Here is a 22,104-nt window from a genome sequence, read left to right on the forward strand (position 1 = left end):
GTGGACCGGGTCGAAGGTGCCGCCGAGGATGGCTAGGGGACGCATGGGAGCCCTGCTCCCTCTCCTCGCCGGGGAGAGGGTTGGGGTGAGGGGCCACGCCACGTCGAAGCGGGCATCGGGCGAGGGACGATCCGGCTTTGCGGCTTGGCGTCAATCGACACCACCGCGAGCCCCGACCCCTCGCCCCAGCCCTCTCCCCGGCGGGGAGAGGGAGCAGAGCGCGCGTTCATCCCAGCGCCGCGGCGGCGCGCGGCTCGGCGATGGTGGCGATCAGGCGCTCGGCCTCCAGCCACGGCTCGCCCCACTCGCGGCCCTTGGCCATGCGGTCGATGCGCGAAGCGCGGGCCAGGCAGGCCAGCCAGTGCTCGCGCGGGGCGCGGCGCAGGGCCTTGCGGAACAGTTGCTCGCGCGCCGGCCACAGCCGTTCGGCGCGCGCCTGCTGCGCGAAATCGCGCGCGTTGGCCAGGCGCAGCGCGAGCTGCAGTTGGTTGACCAGCCAGCCCATCAGCGGGATCAGGTCCTCGCCCTCGCCACGCAGGCCGGCGAGGATCCGCAACGCGCGGCCGCCGTCGCCGGCAAAGGCCGCATCGGTGAGCTTGAACGCGTCGTAGCGCGCGCTGTCGGCAACCAGGTTTTCCATCTCGGCCGCGTCGATGCGGCCGCTGCCGTGCAGCACGACCAGTTTGTCGATCTCCTGCGCCGCGGCGAGCAGGTTGCCCTCGACACGCTCGGCCAGCAGCCCGGCGGCGTCGGGTGTGGCGGTGAGCCCACGCGAAGCCAGTCGCGCACCGATCCAGGCAGCCCATTCCTGCGGTCTGGGCGCGTTGAACACGGCCAGCACACCGGCGGCGTCGACCTGTTTGGTCCAGGCGCCTTCGTGCTTGTTGCTCCATTCGACCGCGGTGATCAGCAGGGTCACGTCGGGCGGCGGATTGGCGCAGAACGCGGTGATCGCCTTGCCCCCCTCCACGCCGGGCCGCCCGGTCGGCAGACGCAGATCGAGCAGGCGGCGACTGGCGAACAGCGACATGCCTGCCGCCGATCGGGCCAGGTCGTCCCAGTCGAAATGCTGGCCCGCTTCGAGCACCTCGCGCTCGGCGTAGCCGAGCTCACGGGCGCGCGCACGCAATGCGTCGGCCGCCTCCAGCACCAGCAATTCCTCGCCCGCAAGCAGGTACACCGGCGCCAGGCGGTCGGACGCCAGCACCTTGTTCCACTGGGCGGGCGACAGCGGCATGTCAGCCGGCGCTGGACGCCGCGGCGGGTTCGGCCATCTGGTGGCGACCGGCGGCCTGCAGCCGGAACAGGATCGCCTGCACCATGTCGTCGTTGAGGCTGCGGCGGATCTCTTCCACCTGCGCGTCCGTGCCGACGGTGTTGAGCGCGTCGTAGCTGAAGTCGCGGGACATGTCGATGCGTTGCTGCGTGATCAGCGGCTGCCCGTTGCTGTCGTCGACCTCGAAGCGCACCTGGTAGCGCACGCTGTACTCAGTGACGCGCGCACCGCCGCTGACGCTCAGCGTGTCGGTATCGAAGGAGGCGACGGGGATCTTGAGCTCGGCGATGCCGGGGCCACCCTGGTCCTCGATCGTGACGCCGGAATCTTCCAGCGCACGGGCCAGGTCGCGCTGCAGGCTGCCGCCGCCGCTCACGGTCAGGTGCATGTGCTGCATCGAGGTCGGCAGCGCCGCGCTCTGGCGCAAGTGGAAGCCGCACGCCGACAGCGCGAGGGTGCAGAGCAGCAGCGAGGCTCGGAACAGACGGTTCATGGGCTCATCCCGCGACGATGTTGACGATCTTGCCAGGCACCACGATGACCTTGCGTACGGCCAGCCCTTCCAGGTGCGCCTGCACCTGCGGTTGCGCGCGCGCCATGGCCTCGGCCTCTTCCTTCGACACGTTGGCGGGCACCTCGATGGTAGCGCGCAGCTTGCCGTTGACCTGTACCGCCAGCGTGACCGAATCGCGCACCAGCGCAGCCGGATCCGGCTGCGGCCAGGGCACGTTCTCGAGCACCGTCTGCGGATGGCCCAGCACCTGCCACAGCGCGTGGCTGATGTGCGGCACCACCGGGTTGAGCAGCAGCACCATCGCTTCGAGCGCTTCGTGGCGCACGGCCCGGCCCTGCTCGCTCATGTCGGTGAACTTGCCCAGCGCGTTGAGCAGTTCCATCAGCGCGGCGATGGCGGTGTTGAAGGAGTGCCGTCGGCCCAGGTCGTCACCCACCTTCTGGATGGTCTCGTGCAGTTGCCGGCGCATCGCCTTCTGGCCGGCGTCGAGCGCGGCCGGGTCGACCACCGGATGATCCGGCTGCGACGCATGCGTGGTGACCTCGCGCCAGAAGCGGCGCAGGAAGCGGGCCATGCCTTCGACACCCGCCTCGCTCCACTCCAGCGACTGCTCCGGCGGCGCGGCAAACATGGAGAAAAGACGCACGGTGTCGGCGCCGAACTTTTCCACCATCGCCTGCGGATCGACGCCGTTGTTCTTGGACTTGGACATCTTCTCGATGCCCCCGATCTGCACCGGCTGGCCGTCCGCCTTCAGGCGGGCGCCGATGACGCGCGCGCGTTCGTCGCGCTCGATCTCGACATCGGCCGGATTGATCCAGTCCTTCGAGCCATCGTCGTTTTCGCGATAGAAGGTTTCGGCGATGACCATGCCCTGGCACAGCAGGTTGGTGGCCGGTTCGTCCGAGTGCACCAGCCCCGCGTCGCGCAGGAGCTTGTGATAGAAGCGGAAGTAGAGCAGGTGCAGGATCGCGTGCTCGATGCCGCCGATGTACTGGTCCACCGGCAGCCAGTAGTTGGCGCGCGCATCGACTTGGGCCTGGGCGCCCGGGCTGGTGTAGCGGGCGTAGTACCAGCTCGACTCCATGAAGGTGTCGAAGGTGTCGGTCTCGCGCTCGGCCGGGCCGCCGCATTGCGGGCAGGCACACTTGCGCCATTCGGGGTCGGCCTTGATCGGCGACTGCACGCCGGAGAATTCGACGTCTTCGGGCAACACCACCGGCAGCTGGTCTTCCGGCACCGGCACGGCGCCGCACTGGCCGCAATAGATCACCGGGATCGGGCAACCCCAGTAGCGCTGGCGGGACACACCCCAGTCGCGCAGGCGCCAGTTCACACGGCGCTGGCCCTTGCCCTCGCGCTCCAGCCGGTCGGCGATCGCCTCGAAGGCCTGCGCGAAGTCGAGCCCGTCGTAGTCGCCCGAGTTCACCAGGATGCCGCGCTCGGTATACGCGCCGTCCTCGTGGATGCGCCGCTCGAATTCCTGCACCGTGCCCAGCGCCGCCGATGTGGCGACCGGGTCGGTCTGCGCGCCTTCCAGCGCATTGCGCATGGCATCGGCGCGCACGCCGGTCCTCAGGTCATGGCCGATCTCGGCCAGCGCATCGAGCACGCCGCGGTCGACGATCACCATGCGGATCGGCAGCGAATACTTCTGCGCGAATTCCCAGTCGCGTTGGTCGTGCCCGGGCACCGCCATGACGGCGCCGGTGCCGTAGCCCATCAGCACGAAGTTGGCCACCCACACGGGGATCGGCTCGCCGGTGATCGGGTGGATGGCGCGCAGGCCGGTGTCCATGCCGCGCTTTTCCTGGGTCTCCAGTTCGGCCTCGGAGACGCCGCCGTGCTTGAGCTCTTCCAGGAACGCGGCCAGCCGCTCGTTGCCCTGCGCCGCCTTGAGCGCCAATGGATATTCGCCGGCGATCGAGACGAAGGAAACGCCCAGCAGCGTGTCCGGACGCGTGGTGAAGACGGTCAGCGGCTCGGCTTCGCCCTCGACGGCGAAGTGGATCTCCATGCCCTCGGACCGGCCGATCCAGTTGCGCTGCATGGTCTTGACCGCGTCGGGCCAGCCCGGCAGCGTGTCCAGGCCGTCGAGCAGTTCCTGCGCGTAGTCGGTGATCTTGAGGAACCACTGCGGGATCTCGCGCTTTTCCACCAGCGCGCCGGAGCGCCAGCCGCGGCCGTCGATGACCTGCTCGTTCGCGAGCACCGTCTGGTCGACAGGGTCCCAGTTGACCACCGCGTTCTTGCGATAGGCCATGCCCTTCTTCATCAACCGCGTGAACATCAACTGTTCCCAGCGGTAGTACTCGGGTCGGCAGGTGGCGAACTCGCGCGTCCAGTCGTAGGCGAAGCCCATGCGCTTCAACTGCTCGCGCATGTGCTCGATGTTCCTGTAGGTCCACTTGGCCGGCGCGGTCCGGTTCTTGATCGCGGCGTTTTCCGCCGGCAGGCCGAACGCGTCCCAGCCCATCGGTTGCAGGACGTTCTTGCCGTTCATCCGCTGGTAGCGGCTGATCACGTCGCCGATGGTGTAGTTGCGCACGTGGCCCATGTGCAACGCGCCGGACGGATACGGCAGCATCGAAAGGCAGTAGAACTTGGGCCGCGAGGGGTCTTCGACCACCTCGTAGGCGTGGTTCGCGCTCCAGTACTGCTGCGCGGCGGTTTCCACCGCCTGCGGCTGGTAGCCCTGTTCGTTCGAAGCCTGTTCGTGGGAGTCCTGCATGTGTCCGGTGCCTTGCTGGGGGGCTCGCGCGGCCGGTCGGGAACGCCGCGGCGGGAACCCGTCAGCCTAGCCCAGCGCCCGCCTGGAGCCAAGACGGGACGGCACTGGTGGGTCCGTCGCAAGGTCTCCCCATCCGCCCTTCGGGCATCTTCCCCGTGAACGGGGGAAGGGTCATGGCGCTCGCGGCTTTCGAGCTTCTCCCGCGAAGGAGGAAGGACCAGCGCGCGTCGCCACGCTACCGAGCCTTCCCCCGCGAACGCGGGAGAAGGTGCCGACAGGCAGATGGGGCGCCTTTGGGCCGATTCCCCTATGGACAGGCGGGCGACTGGCCGGCTGCGACCGGTCCGGCAACCTGGGCGATCTCCCCGGCAAGCCTCGCCAGCGCACGCTGGTGGCCTTCGACCAGTGCGTCGTAGCCGGCCCCGACCGGCTCGCGGAACTGGCTGGTGCAGGCGAGCATGGCGTCGCCCTGCAATTGGCGCACGCTCCAGGCGGCGTCCACCAGCGCGTAGTCGCCCGGCGCCGAATCGAAGCGACGCAGGTCGACCTTGATGCGCAACCGCGGCTTGCCGCCACTGGGCAAACCGGTGGCGTCCTGGGCGTGCAACGCCTGCACAAGATCGGCCGACAGCGCCGCGCGCACCTCGTCGGCCAGCGGCGCGATCCAACGTTGGCCCGACAGCGGCGCGACGCCCTGCCCGCCCTGGCGGATCACCAGTTGCGGCTGGTCGACCTGGGCCGGGATGCCGACCGGCATCAGTTCGAAATTGAACGGCGCGGGATGCGTCATGCCCGCTTCGGCCGGCGCCGGAGCCAGCAGCGTGTAGTAGTGCGCCGGCTCGGAGGCGCAGGCGGCCAGCCCCAGGGCCAGCGCGGCGGCCAGCAGGTGTCGCGTGCGGATCATGGCTTGCTCCCTTGCCGCGCGGGCGAGTGGTTGCGCTCGGGTGTCGCGGGCGGCGGATCGTCCGGCCGGCCGCGGATCAGCGCCTCCGGATGCACACCCAGGTAGTCGGTCAGCGCACGCAGCGAACGGGCCATGCGCTGCAGCTCGCCCAGCGTGCTGCCCAGGTTCTGCTGCAGCGGGGAATCGGCCGACAACGCGTTGTCGGCGCTGCCCAGCGTGCGCTGCGCGCCCTTGAGCGTGCCCTTGAGCTCGGGCAGCACGCCGGTGTTGACCTGCCTGAGCGTGCGGTCCAGATCCGCCAGCGTCTGGTTCAGGTTGTGGCCGATGCTGTCGAACGGAATCTTCTGCACCTTGGTGACGATGTCTGCCAGCTGCTCCTGCAACTTGTCGAAGCTGCCCGGCGCGGTGGGCAATTCGATCGGCGTCGCGGCCACGTCGAAGCGTGCCCTGGGCGCCTTGGGCACGAAGTCCAGCGCGATGTAGAGCTGACCGGTCAGCAGGTTGCCCGTGCGCGCCTGCGCGCGCAGGCCGCGGGCGACCAGCGGGCCGAACATGCGCCCCAGGTCGACACGGCCGTCCTTCATGCCGGCCTGCGCAGCCAGCTTGCCGTAGGCCTGGCCCAGCCGTTGCGGGTAGATCACCGCACCCACGGTCAGCGGGAAGCGCTCGTCGCCGGCGTCATAGTCGAGGCTGATCGACACCACCTTGCCGATGTTGATGCCCAGGAACTCCACCGGCGCGTCCACCGCCAGGCCGCGCAGCGACTGGTTGAAGCGCATGCGGATATAGCGCGGCGGGCCGTCCGGCGGCGACAGCGCAGTGGCCTCGTCGTCGAACAGCGCGAAGTCCGCATCCTCGGCGGCGGGCGCGCTGTCGTGCGGGCCCTTGGGCTCGCCGAAGGCCACGCCGCCGGCGATCACTGTCGCCAGCGACTGCGTATTGAGCTTCAGCCCGTTGGCGCCCAGCGAGACATCCACGCCGCTGGCGTTCCAGAACCGCGTATCGCGGGTGACGTAGCGGTCGTTCGGGCCGTCGACGAAAATGCGCAGCGACACGCCCTTGCCGTCCTTGTCCAGCGCGTAGGACACGACGCGGCCGACCTGGATGCGCCGGTAGTACACCGGCGAGCCGGTGTCGAGCGAGCCCAGGTCGTCGGTGTGCAGCACGTAGCTCTTGCCAGGCGCCCCGTGCAGGACCGCCGGCGGTGATTCGAGCCCCTTGAAATCGTATTGGTCATCCTTCGAATCGCCCACGTCGGCGCCGATGAAGGCGCCCGAGAGCAGCGTATCGACGCCGGACACGCCGCCCAGGCCGATGCGCGGGCGCACCACCCAATAGCGCGTGCCCCTGGTGGCGAAGCTGGCCGCGCTCTTGTTGAGCGCCACCGTGACGCGCACCCGCTCGCGGTCCTCGGTGAGCTCCAGGCTGGTGACCTTGCCGATCACCACGTTCTTGTACTTGACCGGCGTCTTGCCGGACTCCAGGCCTTCGGCGGTCTGGAAGGTGATGGTGATCTGCGGTCCCGCCTGCAGCCACGCATGCACCACCAGCGACAGGCCGACCAGCGCGGCCAGCACCGGCACCAGCCAGATCAACGAGAGGCTGAAGCGGTGCTTGCGCACCACCGGCTCGGGCAAGTCCTCGCGCGGGGTTTGCTCAGTCATCGTCGGATAGGTCCCACATCAATCGGGGGTCGAAGCTCATCGAGGCGAACATCGTAAGTATCACGGTCAGGCCGAAGAACACCACGCCCGGCAGCGGCTGGACCTGGCTGAGGAAGCCGAAGCGCACCAGCGCGGTGAGCAGCGCGACGACGAACACGTCCAGCATCGACCAGTAGCCGATGAACTCCACCGCGCGGTACAGCCTGGCGCGCTGGCGCAGCGCCCAGCCGCTGCGGCGCTGCGTGCTGGCCAGCAAGGTGCCCAGCACGAGGAACTTGGTCATCGGCACCACGATCGAGGCGGTGAACACGATCACCGCCAGGCTCGGCGAGCCCTTGACCCACAGCTCCACCACGCCGCTGATGATGGTGTTGTCGTCCACGTCGCCCAGGCTCACCGTGCGCATGATCGGGAGCACGTTGGCCGGGATGTAGAGGATGAACGCCGCGACCAGCAGTGCCCAGGTGCGCGCGATGCTGTTTCGCTTGCGCCGGTGCAGCGCCGCGCCACAGCGCGGGCAGGCCGCATCGTCGCTGGCGGGTGCACGGCAGACCAGGCCGCACACGTGGCAACCGATGATGCCCAGCTCCTGCGCGCGCGGGGCGCGGCTCACGCGCGCGGCTCCGTCACGTCCCAAAGCCGGCGCAGGTCGATGCCCGAGAACACCGTGATCAACAGCGTGAGCACGCCGTAGGCCCAGATGCCCGGATCCGGCTGCACGTCGAAATACGCGCGCGCCTTGACGATCGATACCATCGCGCCGAGCACGAACACCTCGGTCATGGTCCACGGCTGCAGGTGGTAAAGCGTCTTCATGATGGGGGCGAAGCCCGGCGCGCGCCGGCCGTCGCGCGCGAACAGCAGGACCCACCCGAGCATCAGCATCTTGTTGAGCGGGAAAAAGAACAGCGTGGCCGCCGCGACCACCGAAACCAGCTGCGCGCCCTGCTCCCACATCATCAGGATCGTGCCCCACAGCGTGGCGCTGCTCTGCTGCGAGCCCAGGCCCAGGGTGACCACCGGCCACACGTTGGCGATCAGGAACACGATGAGCGCCGTGAGCACCAGCGCGAGCATGCCGTCGGCATTGAGCGCGTGGTAACGCGCCAGCAGCGCCTCGCAACGCACGCAGCGCATGGTCTCGCCGCGCGCCAGCGGGTGGCCGCGGTGCACCGTGTCGCAGTGCTCGCAGATCAGCAACGGACCGGCGGACGCGAACGGCCGACCGGTCGCGTCGCGGTCGGTCGCGGCGGTGCTGGCGAGGCCATGTTCCGGCGTGCTCATCGGACCATTCTCGCAAATCGGGCGCTGAAGTAGAGCAAGCCGCTGCCCTGCGAGGGTTGCCCCCACCACGATCCTCCCGCCGGCGGGAGATAAGGGGAACGAGTGTGCTTCGCGCACGCCCTTGCCTGGGGGAGCCGGGCCTCTTGATATGCTGGCCGGCGCCCCGATGTCGAACCTTCCTTCCCTGGAGAGCTCACGTGACTGCCGCTGCCCAAGCCCACGTCTTCGACATCGACACGGCCAATTTCGAGAGCGAGGTGCTGCGCGCCTCGATGACCACGCCGGTGCTGGTCGATTTCTGGGCGACCTGGTGCGGCCCGTGCAAGACGCTGGGGCCGATGCTGGAAAAGCTTGCGGCCGAGTACAACGGCGCCTTCCGCCTGGGCAAGGTGGACGTGGACAAGAACCAGGAACTGGCGGCGATGTTCGGCATCCGCTCCATCCCGACGGTCATGCTGGTCAAGGACGGGCAACTGCTCGATGGCTTCGCCGGTGCGCTCCCCGAGGGCGAATTGCGCGAATTCCTCTCGCGCCACGTGCAGCCCCTGGAGGGTGAGGTCGCTGTCGCGCCCGAAGCGATCGAGGAAGAGGATCCCGCCCAGGCGATCAACCGCCTGCAGCAGGAGATTGCCGCCGAGCCGGACCGGGCCGAGCTCAAGCTCGACCTGGCGCTGGTATTGATGCGCAACGGCCAGGCCGACGCCGCCGAAGCCGAGCTCAACGCGCTGCCGGCGAACCTCGCCACTGACGCCCGCGCCGTGCGCCTGCGCAGCCAGCTCGACCTCGCCCGCGCGCTGGAAGGGGCGCCCTCGCTCGCCGAGCTGCGCCAGCGGGTGCAGGCCGCCCCTGCCGACTGGGCCGCGCGCGACCTGCTCGGCGTGCGCCTGCTGCTGGAAGACGACCCGGCGGCCGGCCTGGACCAGTTCCTGGCGATCCTGGAAAAGGCCCGCGACTGGAACGAGGGTGGTGCCAAGAAGCGCCTGCTGGCTGCCTTCGCCACGCTGGACGACGCCGAACTGGTGGGCCGCTACCGCCGGCGGATGGCCTCGCTGCTGTTCTGACCCTCCGCCCGGCAGTCACCTGTGCGCGAGCGGGAGGTCCACGGTCGCGCAAAGGTGCGCTCCTGCAAAGCGAGCCCACCTCATGCAGCAGCGCCTCTAAGCACGACTGCCGCAGCCGTCGCACCGAGGCCTCCCACGCGAGACATCGCGCCCCATACGCAAGCGAACGTTAGACTGGGCTTTTGCCGGCTCTCCCGATGCGCCCCTCCACCTTCCGCCGCCTGCTCAACCTCTGGCCGCCGTTCCTGTTCAACAGCATCCGCGTCCTGGAGCTCGGCGAGGACTGGTCCCGCGCGCGCGTCGTGCTGCGCCTGCGCCCGTGGAACCGCAACTACGTCCGCAGCCAGTTCGGCGGCAACCTGTTCGCCATGACCGACCCGTTCTGGATGTTGCTGGCGATGCACCGCCTGGGCAGCGACTACTACGTCTGGGACAAGGCCGCCGCGATCGACTTCGTGTCGCCCGGCCGCGAGGATGTGTTCGCCTCCTTCGACCTGACCGATGGCGTGGTCGAAGAATTGCGCACGGCTGCTGCGGCCGGTGACAAGGTGTTGCGCTGGTTCGAGACCGAAGTGGCCACCGCTTCGGGCGAAGTCGTCGCCCGTGTGCGCAAGCAGCTCTACGTGCGGCTCAAGCCCAAGGCGCGCGGCGCCTAGGATCGGCTTCCACCGGCCGGCCTTTCTGCGGGGTTGCCGGTTGAAGCCCTGGCCACATCCGCACTAAGCGCCACGTTCGAAGCGGGCGATCTCCTCCAGCGCCGCCTCGGCCTTGCGCACCGCCTTGCCGGCGGCGTTGTCGGTGACCCAGCGCAGGCGCCCGGTCCAGTGCGCAAGCAACACCACCGCCAGCACGAGCGCCAGCGAGACCCAGCCACAGATCACGAGCCAACCCACGAAGGCGGGCCAGCGGGCCCAGACATCCACGCCAATCTCCCAGTGCATCTCGATCAACAGCAGGGGGATCCAGACGAAGCTGCCGATCACCGCGAACACGGGCGCCTCGATCCGCACGCGCCAGGCGCGCAGCTGCGCCAGGCGACGCTGGATATCCAGCACCGGCGCGGTGTAGTCGATCTCCAGCACCAGATGGAGGATGCGCCCGGCGAATGCGACCATGACCAGGCCGAACACCTGCACGGTCACGCCCAGCACGATCCGCTGCAGCACGTCCCGGTGGCTGGTCCAGTAGGCCGTGCCGAGCAGCATGAAGAGCACGCCGAAGGCGAGCTGGATCGACTGCCCCCACACCAGCGGCCGCAAGCCATGGCGCAGCTTGTCCAGCCGGCCTTCCCTGTAAAGCCTGAGATTGAGCGCCTGCTGCTGGTCCAGGCGCTGGTTGAGTTGCTGCCAGGCCAGCTTCATCTCGTCCAGTTCCATGCTCATGCTCCGATGGAGGCTGCGGGCGCCATCTGGCCGCGCAGCCGTTGCTTGATGCGGCCGATCTTGGTGGCCACGTTGGTTTCGCTGATGCCCAGCACCTGGGCGATTTCCGCGTAGCTGCGGTCTTCGAGGTAAAGCAGGATCAGCGCACGGTTGAGCGGGTCGAGCTGGCCAACGAAGGCGTACAGCGCCGACAGCCGTTCGTCCGGCTGTGAGACGTCCGCTTCCCCGGGCAGCTCCAGGTGCACGGCGTCGAGTGGCACCAGGTACTGTTCGCGGCTGGCTCGGCGGACGTGCGAGATCGCCACGTTGAGGGCGACCCGGTACATCCAGGTGGAGAACTTCGCGCGCGCCGCATCGAAGCCCGGGAACGAGCGCCACAACTGCACGGCAATCTCCTGCGCCAGATCGTTGCGGTCCTCGCGGCCGTGCGCGTAGACACTGGCCACCTTGAAGACGATGCCGCGATGTTCCTGCAGCAAGGCTTCGAACTGGCGTTGATGATCGTTCATGGTGTCGCCCGGGCTCCCTGTCCAAAGCATGATTCGCCAGGCGCAAAAGAAAAATCACACCGCCCCTGTAGGAGCGCACCTGTGCGCCACCGCCATGCCGGACCCGCGTAGCCCCTCCCCTGCCTCCTGATATGCACGGACACAGACCACACGCAAGAGCGCACGGCACGGCTCACCACACATGGCGGTCGCGCACAGGTGCGCTCCTACACGTCGCGCAGCACGGCCTACAATGCGGGCTTTCCCGCCTTCTGCCCCCCATGCCGCGCCTTCGCTTCAAACGGTACCTGCTCACCGGCCTGCTCACCTTCATCCCGTTGTGGGTGACCTGGACCGTGTTCAAGTTCGTGCTGGGCTTCCTGGCCGGCATCGGCGCACCGATGGTCGCCGCGGCGCTCGGTGCGCTCGCGCTGGTAGCCCCGGAAACCGCCGCCGCGCTGGGCAGTGCATGGTTCACGTCCGTCGTGGCGCTGCTGATCACCCTGCTGGCGCTGTACCTGCTCGGCTTCCTGGCCAGCCGGGTGATCGGGCAGCGGTTGCTGGATACGTTCGACGCCCTGCTGCAGCGCATCCCGCTGGTGCAGACCATCTACGGCGGCACCAAGAAGCTGATGGCGGTGCTGCAACAGAAGCCTTCGGGCGTGCAGCGGGTGGTGCTGGTCGACTTCCCCCACCCCGGTACGAAGGCGATCGGCTTCGTCACGCGGCTGATGACCGAGGAAGGCAGCGGCCGCGAGATGGCCGCGGTGTTCGTGCCGACCACGCCCAACCCCACGGGCGGCTTCCTGCTGACCCTGCCGGTGGAGGCGCTGACGCCCACCGACTGGACCATGGACCAGGGCATGGCCTTCATCATTTCGGGCGGCGCAGTAGCGCCGGACACGTTGCCGCCCGCGGCGCGCAAGCCGTCGTAGGAGCCCCGCCAGGCCGCGATCCGGTCCGCCGCGCCGGCTCGTCGCGCTCAGCGTGGGCTCCTGCGGGCCCTCGCCTGCCCACCCCTGACCTTTGACACTGTCATGGCCCATGACCAATGGCCTAGCGTGGTCGGTCATGGCCGCACCGTGGGGGATGCGGCCGGCAACAACGCAACCGCCACAAATGGCGAAAACAACAGAGGGATATCCATGTCCAAGCAGTATCTGAAGCCGCTGGCGCTCGCGGTGAGCCTGGCGCTTTCGCTGACCGCGTGCGGCAAGCACGAGGCCGACCAGGCTCCTGCCGCCAGCAGCAGCGCGCCCGCCTCGGCCGGCACCACGGCGATGGCCGGTGCGCCCACGAGCGTGTTCGATGTCAGCGAACTGGGGCCGATGAACGAGGCCTGCGCGGACTTCGACCAGTTCGTCAACGCCAAGTGGGTTGCCGCCAACCCGATCCCGTCCGACCGCACCCGCTGGGGCGCCTTCGACAAGCTGGCCGAGGACAGCCTCAACACCCAGCACGAGATCGTCGAGAACGCGTCCAAGAACGCCGCCAGCGCGCAGGCCGGCTCGATCCAGCAGAAGATCGGCTACCTGTACGCCTCGGGCATGGACGAGGCGGCCATCGAAAAGGCCGGCTTCGATCCGATCAAGCCCAAGCTCGACGCCATCGCCGCGCTGAAGAACGGCAGCGACGTGGCCGACTATCTCAACAAGAGCTTCAGCAACGGCGACATGCAGGTGTTCGCGTTCGGCTCGGGCGCGGACTTCAAGAACGCCTCCATGCAGATCGGCTACACCTTCCAGAGCGGCCTTGGGCTACCGACCAAGGACTATTACACCGACGCCAAGTACGCCGAGCAGCGCAACGCGTATCTGGACTACATCGCCAAGTCGCTTCAGCTGACCGGCGTGCCCGCGGCCGAGGCCAAGAAGCAGGCCGACCAGGTGATGGCGTTCGAGGCCAAGCTGGCCGACGCCTCGTTCGCCCCGGTCGAGCTGCGTACTCCTGAGCACCAGTACCACTTCGTCAGCCTGAAGGAAGCCGACAAGATCACCCCGCACTTCAGCTGGGAGAAGTTCTTCGACGCGCAGGGCGTGAAGGTGGACAAGGGCTTCTCGCTGTCGCAGCCGAAGTTCTTCGCCGAGTTCGACAAGCTGCTGGCTACCGCCCCGATCGACCAGTGGCAGGCCTATCTGCGTTTCCACGTGATCGACGACGCCTCGCCGCTGCTGTCGAAGTCCTTCCAGGACAACAAGTTCGACTTCTACGGCAAGACCCTGTCGGGCCAGCCGGAGCAGAAGGCTCGCTGGAAGCGCGTGCTCGGTTCGGTCAACGGCTCGATGGGCATGGCGTTGGGCCAGCTCTATGTCGACAAGACCTTCAAGCCCGAAGCCAAGGCGCGCGCGCAGGAACTGGTCGACAACGTGCGCAACGCCCTGAAGGCGCGCATCGAGAACCTCGACTGGATGAGCCCGGAGACCAAGGCCAAGGCGATCGCCAAGTGGAACACCTTCCTGCCCAAGATCGGCTATCCGGAGAAGTGGCGTGACTGGTCCGGCCTCGAGATCAAGCAGGGCGACTACTACGGCAACGTGATGGCCGCCGCCAAGTACAACTACGAGTACGACATCAACAAGATCGGCAAGCCGACCGACCGCAAGGAATGGGGCATGACCCCGCAGACGGTCAACGCCTACTACAACCCGACCGACAACACGATCAACTTCCCGGCCGCGATCCTGCAGCCGCCGTTCTTCTATGCCAACGGCGACGACGCGATCAACTACGGCGGCATCGGTGCGGTGATCGGTCACGAGGCCAGCCACGGCTTCGACGACGAGGGCAGCCAGTTCGACGGCGACGGCAACAACGTCAACTGGTGGACCAAGGCCGACCGCGCCAAGTTCGACCAGCGCGCGGACAAGCTGGTCGCGCAGTTCAACGACTACACCCCGATCAAGGACAAGCCGGACGTCCACGTCAACGGCCGGCTCACCCTGGGCGAGAACATCGGTGACCTGGGCGGCCTGAACGCCGCGTACGACGCGCTGCAGATGGCGCTGAAGAAGAACCCTGAGGAAGCCGGCTCGAAGATCGACGGCTACACCCAGGACCAGCGCTTCTTCCTCAACTGGGCCCGTGTGTGGCGTGGCAACATCCGCGAGAAGCAGGCACTGCTGCAGCTCAACACCGATCCCCACGCCCCCGCTTCGCTGCGCGCGATCGGTGCGCCGTCCAACATGGACGCCTTCGCCACCGCGTTCCAGTGCAAGCCGGGCGACGCGATGGTCCGCTCGGGCGACAAGCAGGTGAAGATCTGGTAAGCCGCCACCCTCCCCCTCGGGAGGGACTTGCCAGTCCTCGAAAGGCCCCGCCCCGGCGGGGCCTTTTTTTGTGCCGTGCTGCCACGCGAACGCCGCGGACTGCAGGAGCGCACCCTGTACGCGGCCGTGCCGCATCGCATTGCGCCCGGATCGCGCGCACAGCTGCGCCCTGCCCGCTGGTCGTCGACCCGGCCACGCACACCGTCGCACCCGCAAGCCCCGACGTCTCCCTGTAGGAGCGCACCTGTGCGCGACCGGACCGCACCGAAGTCGCGCACAAGCGCGCTCCTGCGGGATCGCTTGCTTGTTATTGCAAATCATTCTCATTAATCTTCGCGACCTGTAGTATCCGCCAGACAAGGACTCTCATGGCCTGCATCACCCGTCGCAAGCACCCGACCCGCCCCTCCGCGCGCACCCGCAGCGTGGCTGCAAGCCTGCTCACCGGCCTCGCGTTCGCCGCGCCCGCCCACGCCGGCAGCACCGACGCCAACGATCCGCAGGTGCGCGATGCCAAGCGCCTGCCCGGCGTCGAAGTCAACGCGACGCGTGGCGCGGACTACCGCGCCGACATGGTCGATTCGCCCAAGTTCACCCAACCGTTGCTCGATACGCCGCAGACCATCGGCATCATCACCCGCGACCTGTTCGAGCAGCAGGGCGCGACCACGCTGACCGAGGCGCTGCGCAACAGCCCGGGCGTGGGTACCTTCTACGTCGGCGAGAACGGCAGCACGACCACCGGCGACGGCATCTACATGCGCGGCTTCGATACGTCCGGCAGCATCTTCGTCGACGGCGTACGCGACCTGGGCTCGATCTCCCGCGACCTGTTCAACATCGAGCAGGTGGAGGTGACCAAGGGCCCGGACGGCACCGAATACGGCCGCACCGCACCGACCGGCGCGGTCAACATGGTGACCCGCCAGCCGATGCTCGCCGATCGCGCCGGCGCCTCGCTCGCCTACGGCAGCGGCCAGCAGCAGCGCGCCACCGCCGACCTCAACCGGCAGTTCGGCGACCACAACGCGTTCCGCCTGGACGTCGTCGGCCAGGACAGCGGCGTACCCGGTCGCGACCGTGTGCGCAACCGTCGCTGGGGCGTGGCACCTTCGCTCGCCTTTGGCCTGGGTACGCCCACGCGCGTCTTCCTGGACGCCCTGCACATCAAGCAGAACAACGTGCCGGACGGCGGCGTGCCCACGATCGGGCTGCCGGGCTACACCAGCCCCGATCCCGAACGGCCGCAGATCGGCCTCGCACCTCGCGTCGACAGCGAGAACTTCTACGGCACCGCGCAGGACCACGACCGCGTCACCGCGGACATGCTCACGCTGATCGTCGAGCACGAGTTCAGCCCCGACCTGGCGCTGCGCAACACCACGCGCTGGGGCCGCACGCACCAGGATTACCTGCTGACCTCCTTCCGCGCGGACGCCGGCAACCTGCTCACGCCGGACCTGGCCGATCCCTCGACCTGGGCCATCGCGCGCAGCCTGCCGACCTTCAAGCGCCAGTCCAACCGCATCCTTACCAACCAGACGAACCTCACGGCGAACTTCGCCACCGGGGCGGTGATCCACAACCTGAGCGCAGGCCTGGAACTGACCGAAGAGAAGGCCTCCGACATCGACGTCGGGCCGCTGGACGGGAGTACCTGGCCGGCCGCGAACCTTTACCATCCCGACCCGCGCGTGGGCGGCCTGGTCTACGGTGAAACCGGCGCCTGGAACACCGGCACCACCGATACCGCCGCTGCCTACGTCTTCGACACGCTGAAGTTCGGCCCGCGCTGGCAGGTCACCGCCGGGGTGCGCCTGGACCGCTATACGACGCGCTTTGACAGCGTGGCGCTGTGCGGCGAGCGCAACAGCCCCGAGTGCGGAACTCTGCCAGCCGGCACGCCGGTGCCGGGCCTTGCTGCGCGTATCGTCGACACCCTGCCCAACGGCAAGCTCGGCGTGCTGTACAAGCCCGCGCCCAACGGCAGCATCTACGCCAACGTCGCCGTGTCGCAGGAGCCGCCCGGCGGCAACACGCTGCTGTTCAGCAGCTCCGCCCGCAGCGCCGACAACCCCGCGCTCGATCCGCAGCGCGCCAACACCACCGAGCTCGGCACCAAGTGGGACCTGCTCGACCAGCGCCTGCTGTTCACCGCCGCGCTCTACCGCACCGTAGTGCGCAACGAGCTGACCCAGGACCCGGTCGACCAGCAGTACTACCAGACCGGCCGCAAGCGCGTGCAGGGCATCGAGCTCGGGATCGTCGGCCGGATCACGGACGACTGGGGCGTCAGCGCCGGCTTCACCACGATGGACGCCACGGTCACCGACGGCGCGGCGGTCAGCAACGACGGCTCCAGCGATCTGGCCTACACCCCGCGCAGCGCGTTCACCGCCTGGACCACTTACCACCTGCCGTTCGGCCTCACGGTCGGCGGCGGTGCGCGCTATGCCGGGGCGATGAAGCGTGGCACCGACGGCGCCATCGGCACGCCCGACACCACCGGCTCGTACTGGGTGTTCGACGCGATGGCGAGCCTGCCGGTCAACCGCCACCTCGACCTGCAGTTGAACCTCTACAACCTGTTCGACCGCCGCTACGTCGCCGCGATCAACAAGAGCGGCTACCGTTACACGCCCGGCACGCCGCGCGCGGCGATGCTGACGGCCAATATCCGGTTCTGAACCAGGGGCACCGTCATGCTGCTGCACATCCCCAACGTGCTGGACCGCGCGCAGGTCACCCGCATGCGCGCGGCGCTGGATGGCGCCACCTGGACGGATGGCCGCGAGACCGTCGGGCCGCAGGGCGCGAAGGTCAAGCGCAACCGGCAGCTGCCGGAAACCTCGCCGCTGCGGCGCGAGCTCGGCCGCGAAGTGCTGGACGCGCTGGCGCGCCATCCGCTCTTCCACGCCGCCGTGCTGCCGCAGCGCGTGCTGCCGCCCCGTTTCAACCGCTACGAGGGTGGTGGACACTACGGCTCGCACGTGGACGGCGCGGTCATGGCCCTGCCCGACGGCGGCCAGCTGCGCTCGGACGTCTCGTGCACGCTGTTCCTCAGCGAGCCCGGGGACTACGACGGCGGCGAGCTCATCATCAACGACCTCTACGGCGAGCACGAGGTCAAGCTGCCGGCCGGCGACGCCATCGTCTATCCGGCCAGCAGCCTGCATCGCGTCGAGCCGGTCACGCGCGGCGCGCGCACGGCAGCGTTCCTCTGGGCACAAAGCCTGGTGCGCGACGACGGCCAGCGCCAACTGCTGCTGGAACTGGACGACTCGATCCAGCGCCTGACGCAAAGCGGCGCCGACGCCGACGCCCTGCTGCAGCTCACCGGCGTCTATCACAACCTCCTTCGGCGCTGGTCGGAAACCTGACCAAAGCTCAGCCCCCATACCGAGTCCTTCCCCCGCACGCGGGGGAAGGTGCCGACAGGCGGATGGGGGCAACCGGAGCGCGATGCCTGGGCCTCGCCGGCACTGAAGCTTTGGCCCTGAGTCGACAAGCACACCACACCGCAAGGCTTCCCCGTCCGCCCTTCGGGCACCTTCCCCCGCTCGCGGGGGAAGGATCGACACCTCAGCGGTTCCCTCTACACGACGGGGAGCGGATAATCGGCGCCCCTTCATGCAACCTCGGCAGCACGATGTTCGTACCTGGTCAACGCTGGATCTCCACCGCCGAACCCGAGCTGGGCCTGGGCACCGTCCTTCGGGTGGAGGGTCGCGGCGTCCAGGTGCTCTTCGCCAAGGCCGGCGTGCTGCGTCCCTATGCCATCGATTCCGCACCGCTGGTGCGCGCCGAATTCCGCCCCGGCCAACGCGTCGCCGGCAAGGGTCTGGCCTTTCTGGTCGAGCGGGTGGAGATCAAGGAAGACCTCCTGATCTACCGCGGCGAAGGGCGCGAGTTGCACGAAGGCCAGCTCGACGACGAACAGAGCGTGAGCCAGGCCGACGACCGCCTGGTCGGCGGGCGCACCGACACCGTGGCGCAGTTCGAGCTGCGTCTGGAAGGCCTGCGCCGACGCGCACAGGCGCGCCGCTCGCCGACCTGGGGCCTGGAAGCGGCACGTATCGGACTGGTGCCGCACCAGCTGCGCGTGGCCGGCATCGCATCCTCGCGGCGCCCGCCGCGGGTACTGCTAGCCGACGAGGTAGGCCTGGGCAAGACCATCGAAGCGGGCATGATCCTCTCCCGCCAGCTCGCCACCGGCCGCGCCTCGCGCGTGCTGGTGCTGCTGCCGGACACGCTGGTCTACCAGTGGTTCGTCGAGCTGCTGCGCCGCTTCAACCTGAGCTTCGCGATCTACGACGAAGAGCGCTGCGAGGCGGTGGAGCAGTCCGGCGACGGGCGCAATCCGTTCGATGACGAACAACTGGTGATCGCCGACTTCCGCTTCCTGGAAGACAACCCCAGGCGCGCCCGCCAGCTGCTCGAAACCGACTGGGACCTGCTGATCGTCGACGAAGCGCACCACCTGGCCTGGACGCCCGAGGCAGCCAGCCCGCGCTACACGCTGGTCGAGCAACTGGCCGCAAAGACCCTCGGCGTGATCCTGCTGACCGCCACGCCCGAACAGCTCGGCCGCAGTGGCCACTTCGCCCGCCTGCGCCTGCTCGATCCGCAGCGCTACCACGACCTGGACGTCTATCTGTCCGAAGCCGAGCGCTTCCAGGCGCTTTCGCCGATCGCCGACCGCCTGCAGTCGGGCGAGGCGCTCGATGACGCGCAACGCGCCACGCTGAGCGGGATCTTCGCCGGCGACGCCGGCCTGCTCGCGCTGCTGGAGGATGCCACCCGCCCGGCCGCCGCGCGCGAACTGCTCGACGCGCTGATCGACCGCCACGGCACCGGCCGCGCGATGTTCCGCAACCGCCGCGCCGGTATCGGCGGCTTCCCGCGGCGCGTGCCCGAGTGGCAACTGATCGACGCGGACACGCTCGAGGAAAACGCCCGCCAGGCGCTGCTGGCCGAATTCCACGCCGACATCCAGCAGCCCGCCCCGGCGCTCGAACTGGACTACGCCAGCGACCCGCGCCTGGACGCACTGGTCGCCCTGCTCGACGCCCATCCGCAGGACAAGTTCCTGCTGATCTGCCGCAGCCAGGCCAAGGTGCTCGCACTGGAGGAAGCCTTGCGCACCCGCACAGGCGCCGGCATCGCCCGCTTCCACGAGGGGCTGGGCATCGTGCAGCGCGACCGCAACGCCGCCTATTTCGCGCAACCGGACGGCGCCCGCCTGTTGTTGTGCTCCGAGATCGGCTCGGAAGGGCGCAACTTCCAGTTCGCGCACCGGCTGATCCTGTGGGACCTGCCGCTGGACCCGGACCTGCTCGAACAGCGTATCGGCCGCCTGGACCGCATCGGCCAGACCCACGACATCGCCATCCACATCCTCGCCGTGCAGGACAGCGCGCAACACGTGCTCGCGCGCTGGTACGACGAGGGCATCGACGCCTTCCGCTCCAGCCCCGCCGACGGGCGCGAACTGCTGCGCCGCTATGGCGAGCCGCTGGTGCAACTGGCCGAAGAACACGCGCGCAACGCCGACAGCCGCGACCAGGAACTGGACGCGCTGATCGCCGACACGCGGGCCACCCACGAGGAGCTGGCCGCGCTGATCCGCGCCGGGCGCGACCACCTGCTCGAGCTGGCCGCCAGCCGCGACCCGCATGCGGACGAATTGGGCCAGGCGTTCCGCCGCCAGGATGTCGATCCCGCGCGCGACGCCTACGTGCAGCGCCTGCTGGAAGCCTTCGGCATCCACGCCGAGGAACTGGGCGGCAAGGTGCTGCTGCTCGACCCGCAGTACCTTTCCACCGACGCCCTGCCCGGTTTTGCCGAAGGCCCGGTCTCGGCCACCTTCGCGCGCGAGGTGGCACTGGCGCGCGAGGAGCTACCGCTGCTGCGCTTCGATCATCCGCTCGTGCAGGGCGCACTGGACCTGGCGCTGTCGGGCGAACAGGGCAACGCGGCCTTCATGGTCGACGACGCGCTGCCGCCGCGCAGCGCGCTGCTGCAGGCGGTGTTCCTGCTCGAATGCGTGGCCGACCGCGCGCTCGACGCCGAACGCTTCCTGCCCGCGCTGCCGCTGGTGGTCACCATCGACACGCGGCTGGCCGAACGCGCCGGCTTCGAGCCCAGCGAGGCGGCGGTGCGCAAGGCGGCCGACCGCAACATCGAGGTACCGCGCTACCGCAAGTTCCTCGCCAAGCTGGTGCCGCCGATGCTGGAAAAGGCCGAGTCAATCGCGGCCGAGCGCGCGCAGCAGCACATCGCCGACGCCGTCGCCCAGGCCACCGCGGAGCTGGACGCGGAGCTTTCGCGCCTGCGTGCGCTGCGCGAGGTCAATCCGTCGATCAACCCCGCCGAGATCGCCACGCTGGCCACCGAACGGCAGGCCCTGCTCGCCGCCCTGCCGCAATCGCGCCTGCGCCTGGATGCCGTGCGTTTCGTCGCCAGCCCGGATTTCCTGGCATTGCGTTGACTCACAGGGTTTCCCGCAGGGCTTCCCCTATCCGCCCTTCGGGCACCTCCCCCCGTGAACGGGGGAAGGATCGGGTGTCGCACGCAGAGCCCCCGCAAGGATGCCTCACGCGTCAACTCTCCGATCGAATGCTGCACGCGTAAGGCTACCGGACAGCTGCTGCACGCCTGAGCCTCTCAGCCCGGATACTGCACGCGTGAGCCTTCCCCCGTTCACGGGGGAAGGTGCCGACAGGCGGATGGGGGCGACCGAAGCGGAATCCCCCTCGCCCACATTGAGCTGCCGCCCTCTTCGCCGCACACTCGACGCCTGCACCGTCACATCCGGAAAAACCATGCGCACCATCGGCCTGATCGGCGGCATGAGCTGGGAATCGACCGTCGAGTGCTACCGCCTGATCAACCGCGGCGTACGCGACCGCCTGGGTCCCCTGCATTCGGCGCGGCTGCTGCTGGACAGCCTGGACTTCTCGGTCATCGCCGCCTGCCAGCGCGAAGGCGACTGGCACCGTGCCGGCATGCTGCTGGCCGAGTCCGCACGTCGCCTGCACGCAGGCGGCGCCGAATGCATTCTCATCGGCGCCAACACCATGCACATCGTGGCCGACACCGTGGCGGCCGCCACGGGGCTGCCGCTGATCCACATCGTGGACGCCACGGGCCGTGCGATCCGTGCGGAGGGGCTGGCCACGGTGCTGCTGCTCGGCACCGCCTTCACCATGGAGCAGCCGTTCTTCCGGGAGCGCATGGAACGCGACCACGGCGTGCGGTGCCTGGCACCCGAGCCCGCAGAGCGCGCCGAGCTGCACCGGGTGATCTACGAAGAACTCTGCGCCGGGCAATTCCGCCCGCAGGCACGGGACTACCTGCTGCGCCTCATTGCGGATGGCGCCCGCGCCGGCGCACAGGGCGCGATCCTCGGCTGCACCGAACTGGGCCTGTTGCTGGGCGACGCCGACGCGGGGGTACCGGTTTTCGACACCGCTGCGCTGCACGCCGCCGCGGCGGTGAAGTTCGCGCTGGGCTGACCCGTGGGTGGGCTTCA

17 protein-coding genes are annotated in these 22,104 nt (G+C 68.8%); 8 read left to right on the plus strand and 9 right to left on the minus strand.

The features are described from left to right. Positions 1-226: 226 nt before the first annotated feature. The 7 genes from holA to ACFWZU_RS14750 form a co-directional block, all read right to left on the minus strand. The gene (gene holA, locus ACFWZU_RS14720; RefSeq protein ID WP_439702279.1) at positions 227-1,237 is read right to left on the minus strand and encodes a DNA polymerase III subunit delta; all 1,011 of its coding nucleotides are present in this window, start codon (positions 1,235-1,237) and stop codon (positions 227-229) included. A gap of 1 nt (position 1,238) precedes the next feature. After that, positions 1,239-1,769 carry an LPS-assembly lipoprotein LptE gene (locus tag ACFWZU_RS14725; protein WP_439702280.1) on the minus strand — a complete coding sequence of 177 codons (531 nt, stop codon included), beginning with the start codon at positions 1,767-1,769 and terminating at the stop codon, positions 1,239-1,241. A 4-nt stretch (positions 1,770-1,773) separates the two neighbouring features. Then, entirely contained in the window at positions 1,774-4,521 is a 2,748-nt protein-coding gene (gene leuS / locus ACFWZU_RS14730; protein ID WP_439702281.1) for a leucine--tRNA ligase, read from the minus strand. A gap of 307 nt (positions 4,522-4,828) precedes the next feature. Continuing rightward, positions 4,829-5,425, minus strand: coding sequence for a PqiC family protein (locus tag ACFWZU_RS14735; protein ID WP_439702282.1), 597 nt, complete (start codon positions 5,423-5,425; stop codon positions 4,829-4,831). Next, on the minus strand, positions 5,422-7,089 hold the full coding sequence (locus ACFWZU_RS14740; RefSeq protein ID WP_439702283.1) for an intermembrane transport protein PqiB: 1,668 nt from the start codon (positions 7,087-7,089) through the stop codon (positions 5,422-5,424). Before ACFWZU_RS14740 ends, ACFWZU_RS14735 begins: the two co-directional genes overlap by 4 nt. After that, complete coding sequence (locus ACFWZU_RS14745; protein ID WP_439702284.1) at positions 7,082-7,702, minus strand: paraquat-inducible protein A; 621 nt, start codon at positions 7,700-7,702, stop codon at positions 7,082-7,084. The genes ACFWZU_RS14740 and ACFWZU_RS14745 overlap by 8 nt, the downstream gene beginning before the upstream one ends. After that, on the minus strand, positions 7,699-8,373 hold the full coding sequence (locus ACFWZU_RS14750; RefSeq protein WP_439702285.1) for a paraquat-inducible protein A: 675 nt from the start codon (positions 8,371-8,373) through the stop codon (positions 7,699-7,701). Before ACFWZU_RS14750 ends, ACFWZU_RS14745 begins: the two co-directional genes overlap by 4 nt. A gap of 197 nt (positions 8,374-8,570) precedes the next feature. Here ACFWZU_RS14750 and trxA point away from each other — a divergent pair, with 197 nt between their 5' ends. Continuing rightward, the gene (gene trxA, locus ACFWZU_RS14755; protein WP_439702286.1) at positions 8,571-9,434 is read left to right on the plus strand and encodes a thioredoxin; all 864 of its coding nucleotides are present in this window, start codon (positions 8,571-8,573) and stop codon (positions 9,432-9,434) included. Between the two features lie 197 nt (positions 9,435-9,631). After that, positions 9,632-10,090, plus strand: a complete 459-nt coding sequence (locus tag ACFWZU_RS14760) for a DUF4442 domain-containing protein (protein ID WP_439702287.1) — start codon at positions 9,632-9,634, stop codon at positions 10,088-10,090. A gap of 63 nt (positions 10,091-10,153) precedes the next feature. Here the strand turns inward: ACFWZU_RS14760 and ACFWZU_RS14765 are convergent, their stop codons facing one another. Next, complete coding sequence (locus tag ACFWZU_RS14765) at positions 10,154-10,816, minus strand: hypothetical protein (protein ID WP_439702288.1); 663 nt, start codon at positions 10,814-10,816, stop codon at positions 10,154-10,156. Next, positions 10,813-11,325 carry an RNA polymerase sigma factor gene (locus tag ACFWZU_RS14770; protein ID WP_439702289.1) on the minus strand — a complete coding sequence of 171 codons (513 nt, stop codon included), beginning with the start codon at positions 11,323-11,325 and terminating at the stop codon, positions 10,813-10,815. The genes ACFWZU_RS14765 and ACFWZU_RS14770 overlap by 4 nt, the downstream gene beginning before the upstream one ends. A 260-nt stretch (positions 11,326-11,585) precedes the next feature. Here ACFWZU_RS14770 and ACFWZU_RS14775 point away from each other — a divergent pair, with 260 nt between their 5' ends. The 6 genes from ACFWZU_RS14775 (at position 11,586) to ACFWZU_RS14800 (ending at position 22,087) form a co-directional block, all read left to right on the plus strand. Beyond that, positions 11,586-12,239, plus strand: a complete 654-nt coding sequence (locus ACFWZU_RS14775) for a DUF502 domain-containing protein (RefSeq protein ID WP_439702290.1) — start codon at positions 11,586-11,588, stop codon at positions 12,237-12,239. 210 nt (positions 12,240-12,449) lie between these two features. After that, complete coding sequence (locus ACFWZU_RS14780) at positions 12,450-14,570, plus strand: M13 family metallopeptidase (RefSeq protein ID WP_439702291.1); 2,121 nt, start codon at positions 12,450-12,452, stop codon at positions 14,568-14,570. 368 nt (positions 14,571-14,938) lie between these two features. After that, positions 14,939-17,257: a catecholate siderophore receptor Fiu gene (locus tag ACFWZU_RS14785; RefSeq protein WP_439702292.1), complete on the plus strand. Its 2,319-nt coding sequence runs from the start codon at positions 14,939-14,941 to the stop codon at positions 17,255-17,257. 15 nt (positions 17,258-17,272) lie between these two features. Beyond that, the gene (locus ACFWZU_RS14790) at positions 17,273-17,950 is read left to right on the plus strand and encodes a Fe2+-dependent dioxygenase (RefSeq protein WP_439702293.1); all 678 of its coding nucleotides are present in this window, start codon (positions 17,273-17,275) and stop codon (positions 17,948-17,950) included. A 269-nt stretch (positions 17,951-18,219) separates the two neighbouring features. Next, complete coding sequence (gene rapA, locus ACFWZU_RS14795; RefSeq protein ID WP_439702294.1) at positions 18,220-21,060, plus strand: RNA polymerase-associated protein RapA; 2,841 nt, start codon at positions 18,220-18,222, stop codon at positions 21,058-21,060. Between the two features lie 334 nt (positions 21,061-21,394). Next, positions 21,395-22,087: an aspartate/glutamate racemase family protein gene (locus ACFWZU_RS14800; RefSeq protein WP_439702295.1), complete on the plus strand. Its 693-nt coding sequence runs from the start codon at positions 21,395-21,397 to the stop codon at positions 22,085-22,087. Positions 22,088-22,104: the final 17 nt, after the last annotated feature.

The sequence above is a fragment of the Frateuria sp. GZRR33 genome (genome assembly GCF_051900425.1).
Classification (GTDB): Bacteria; Pseudomonadota; Gammaproteobacteria; order Xanthomonadales; family Rhodanobacteraceae; genus Frateuria_A.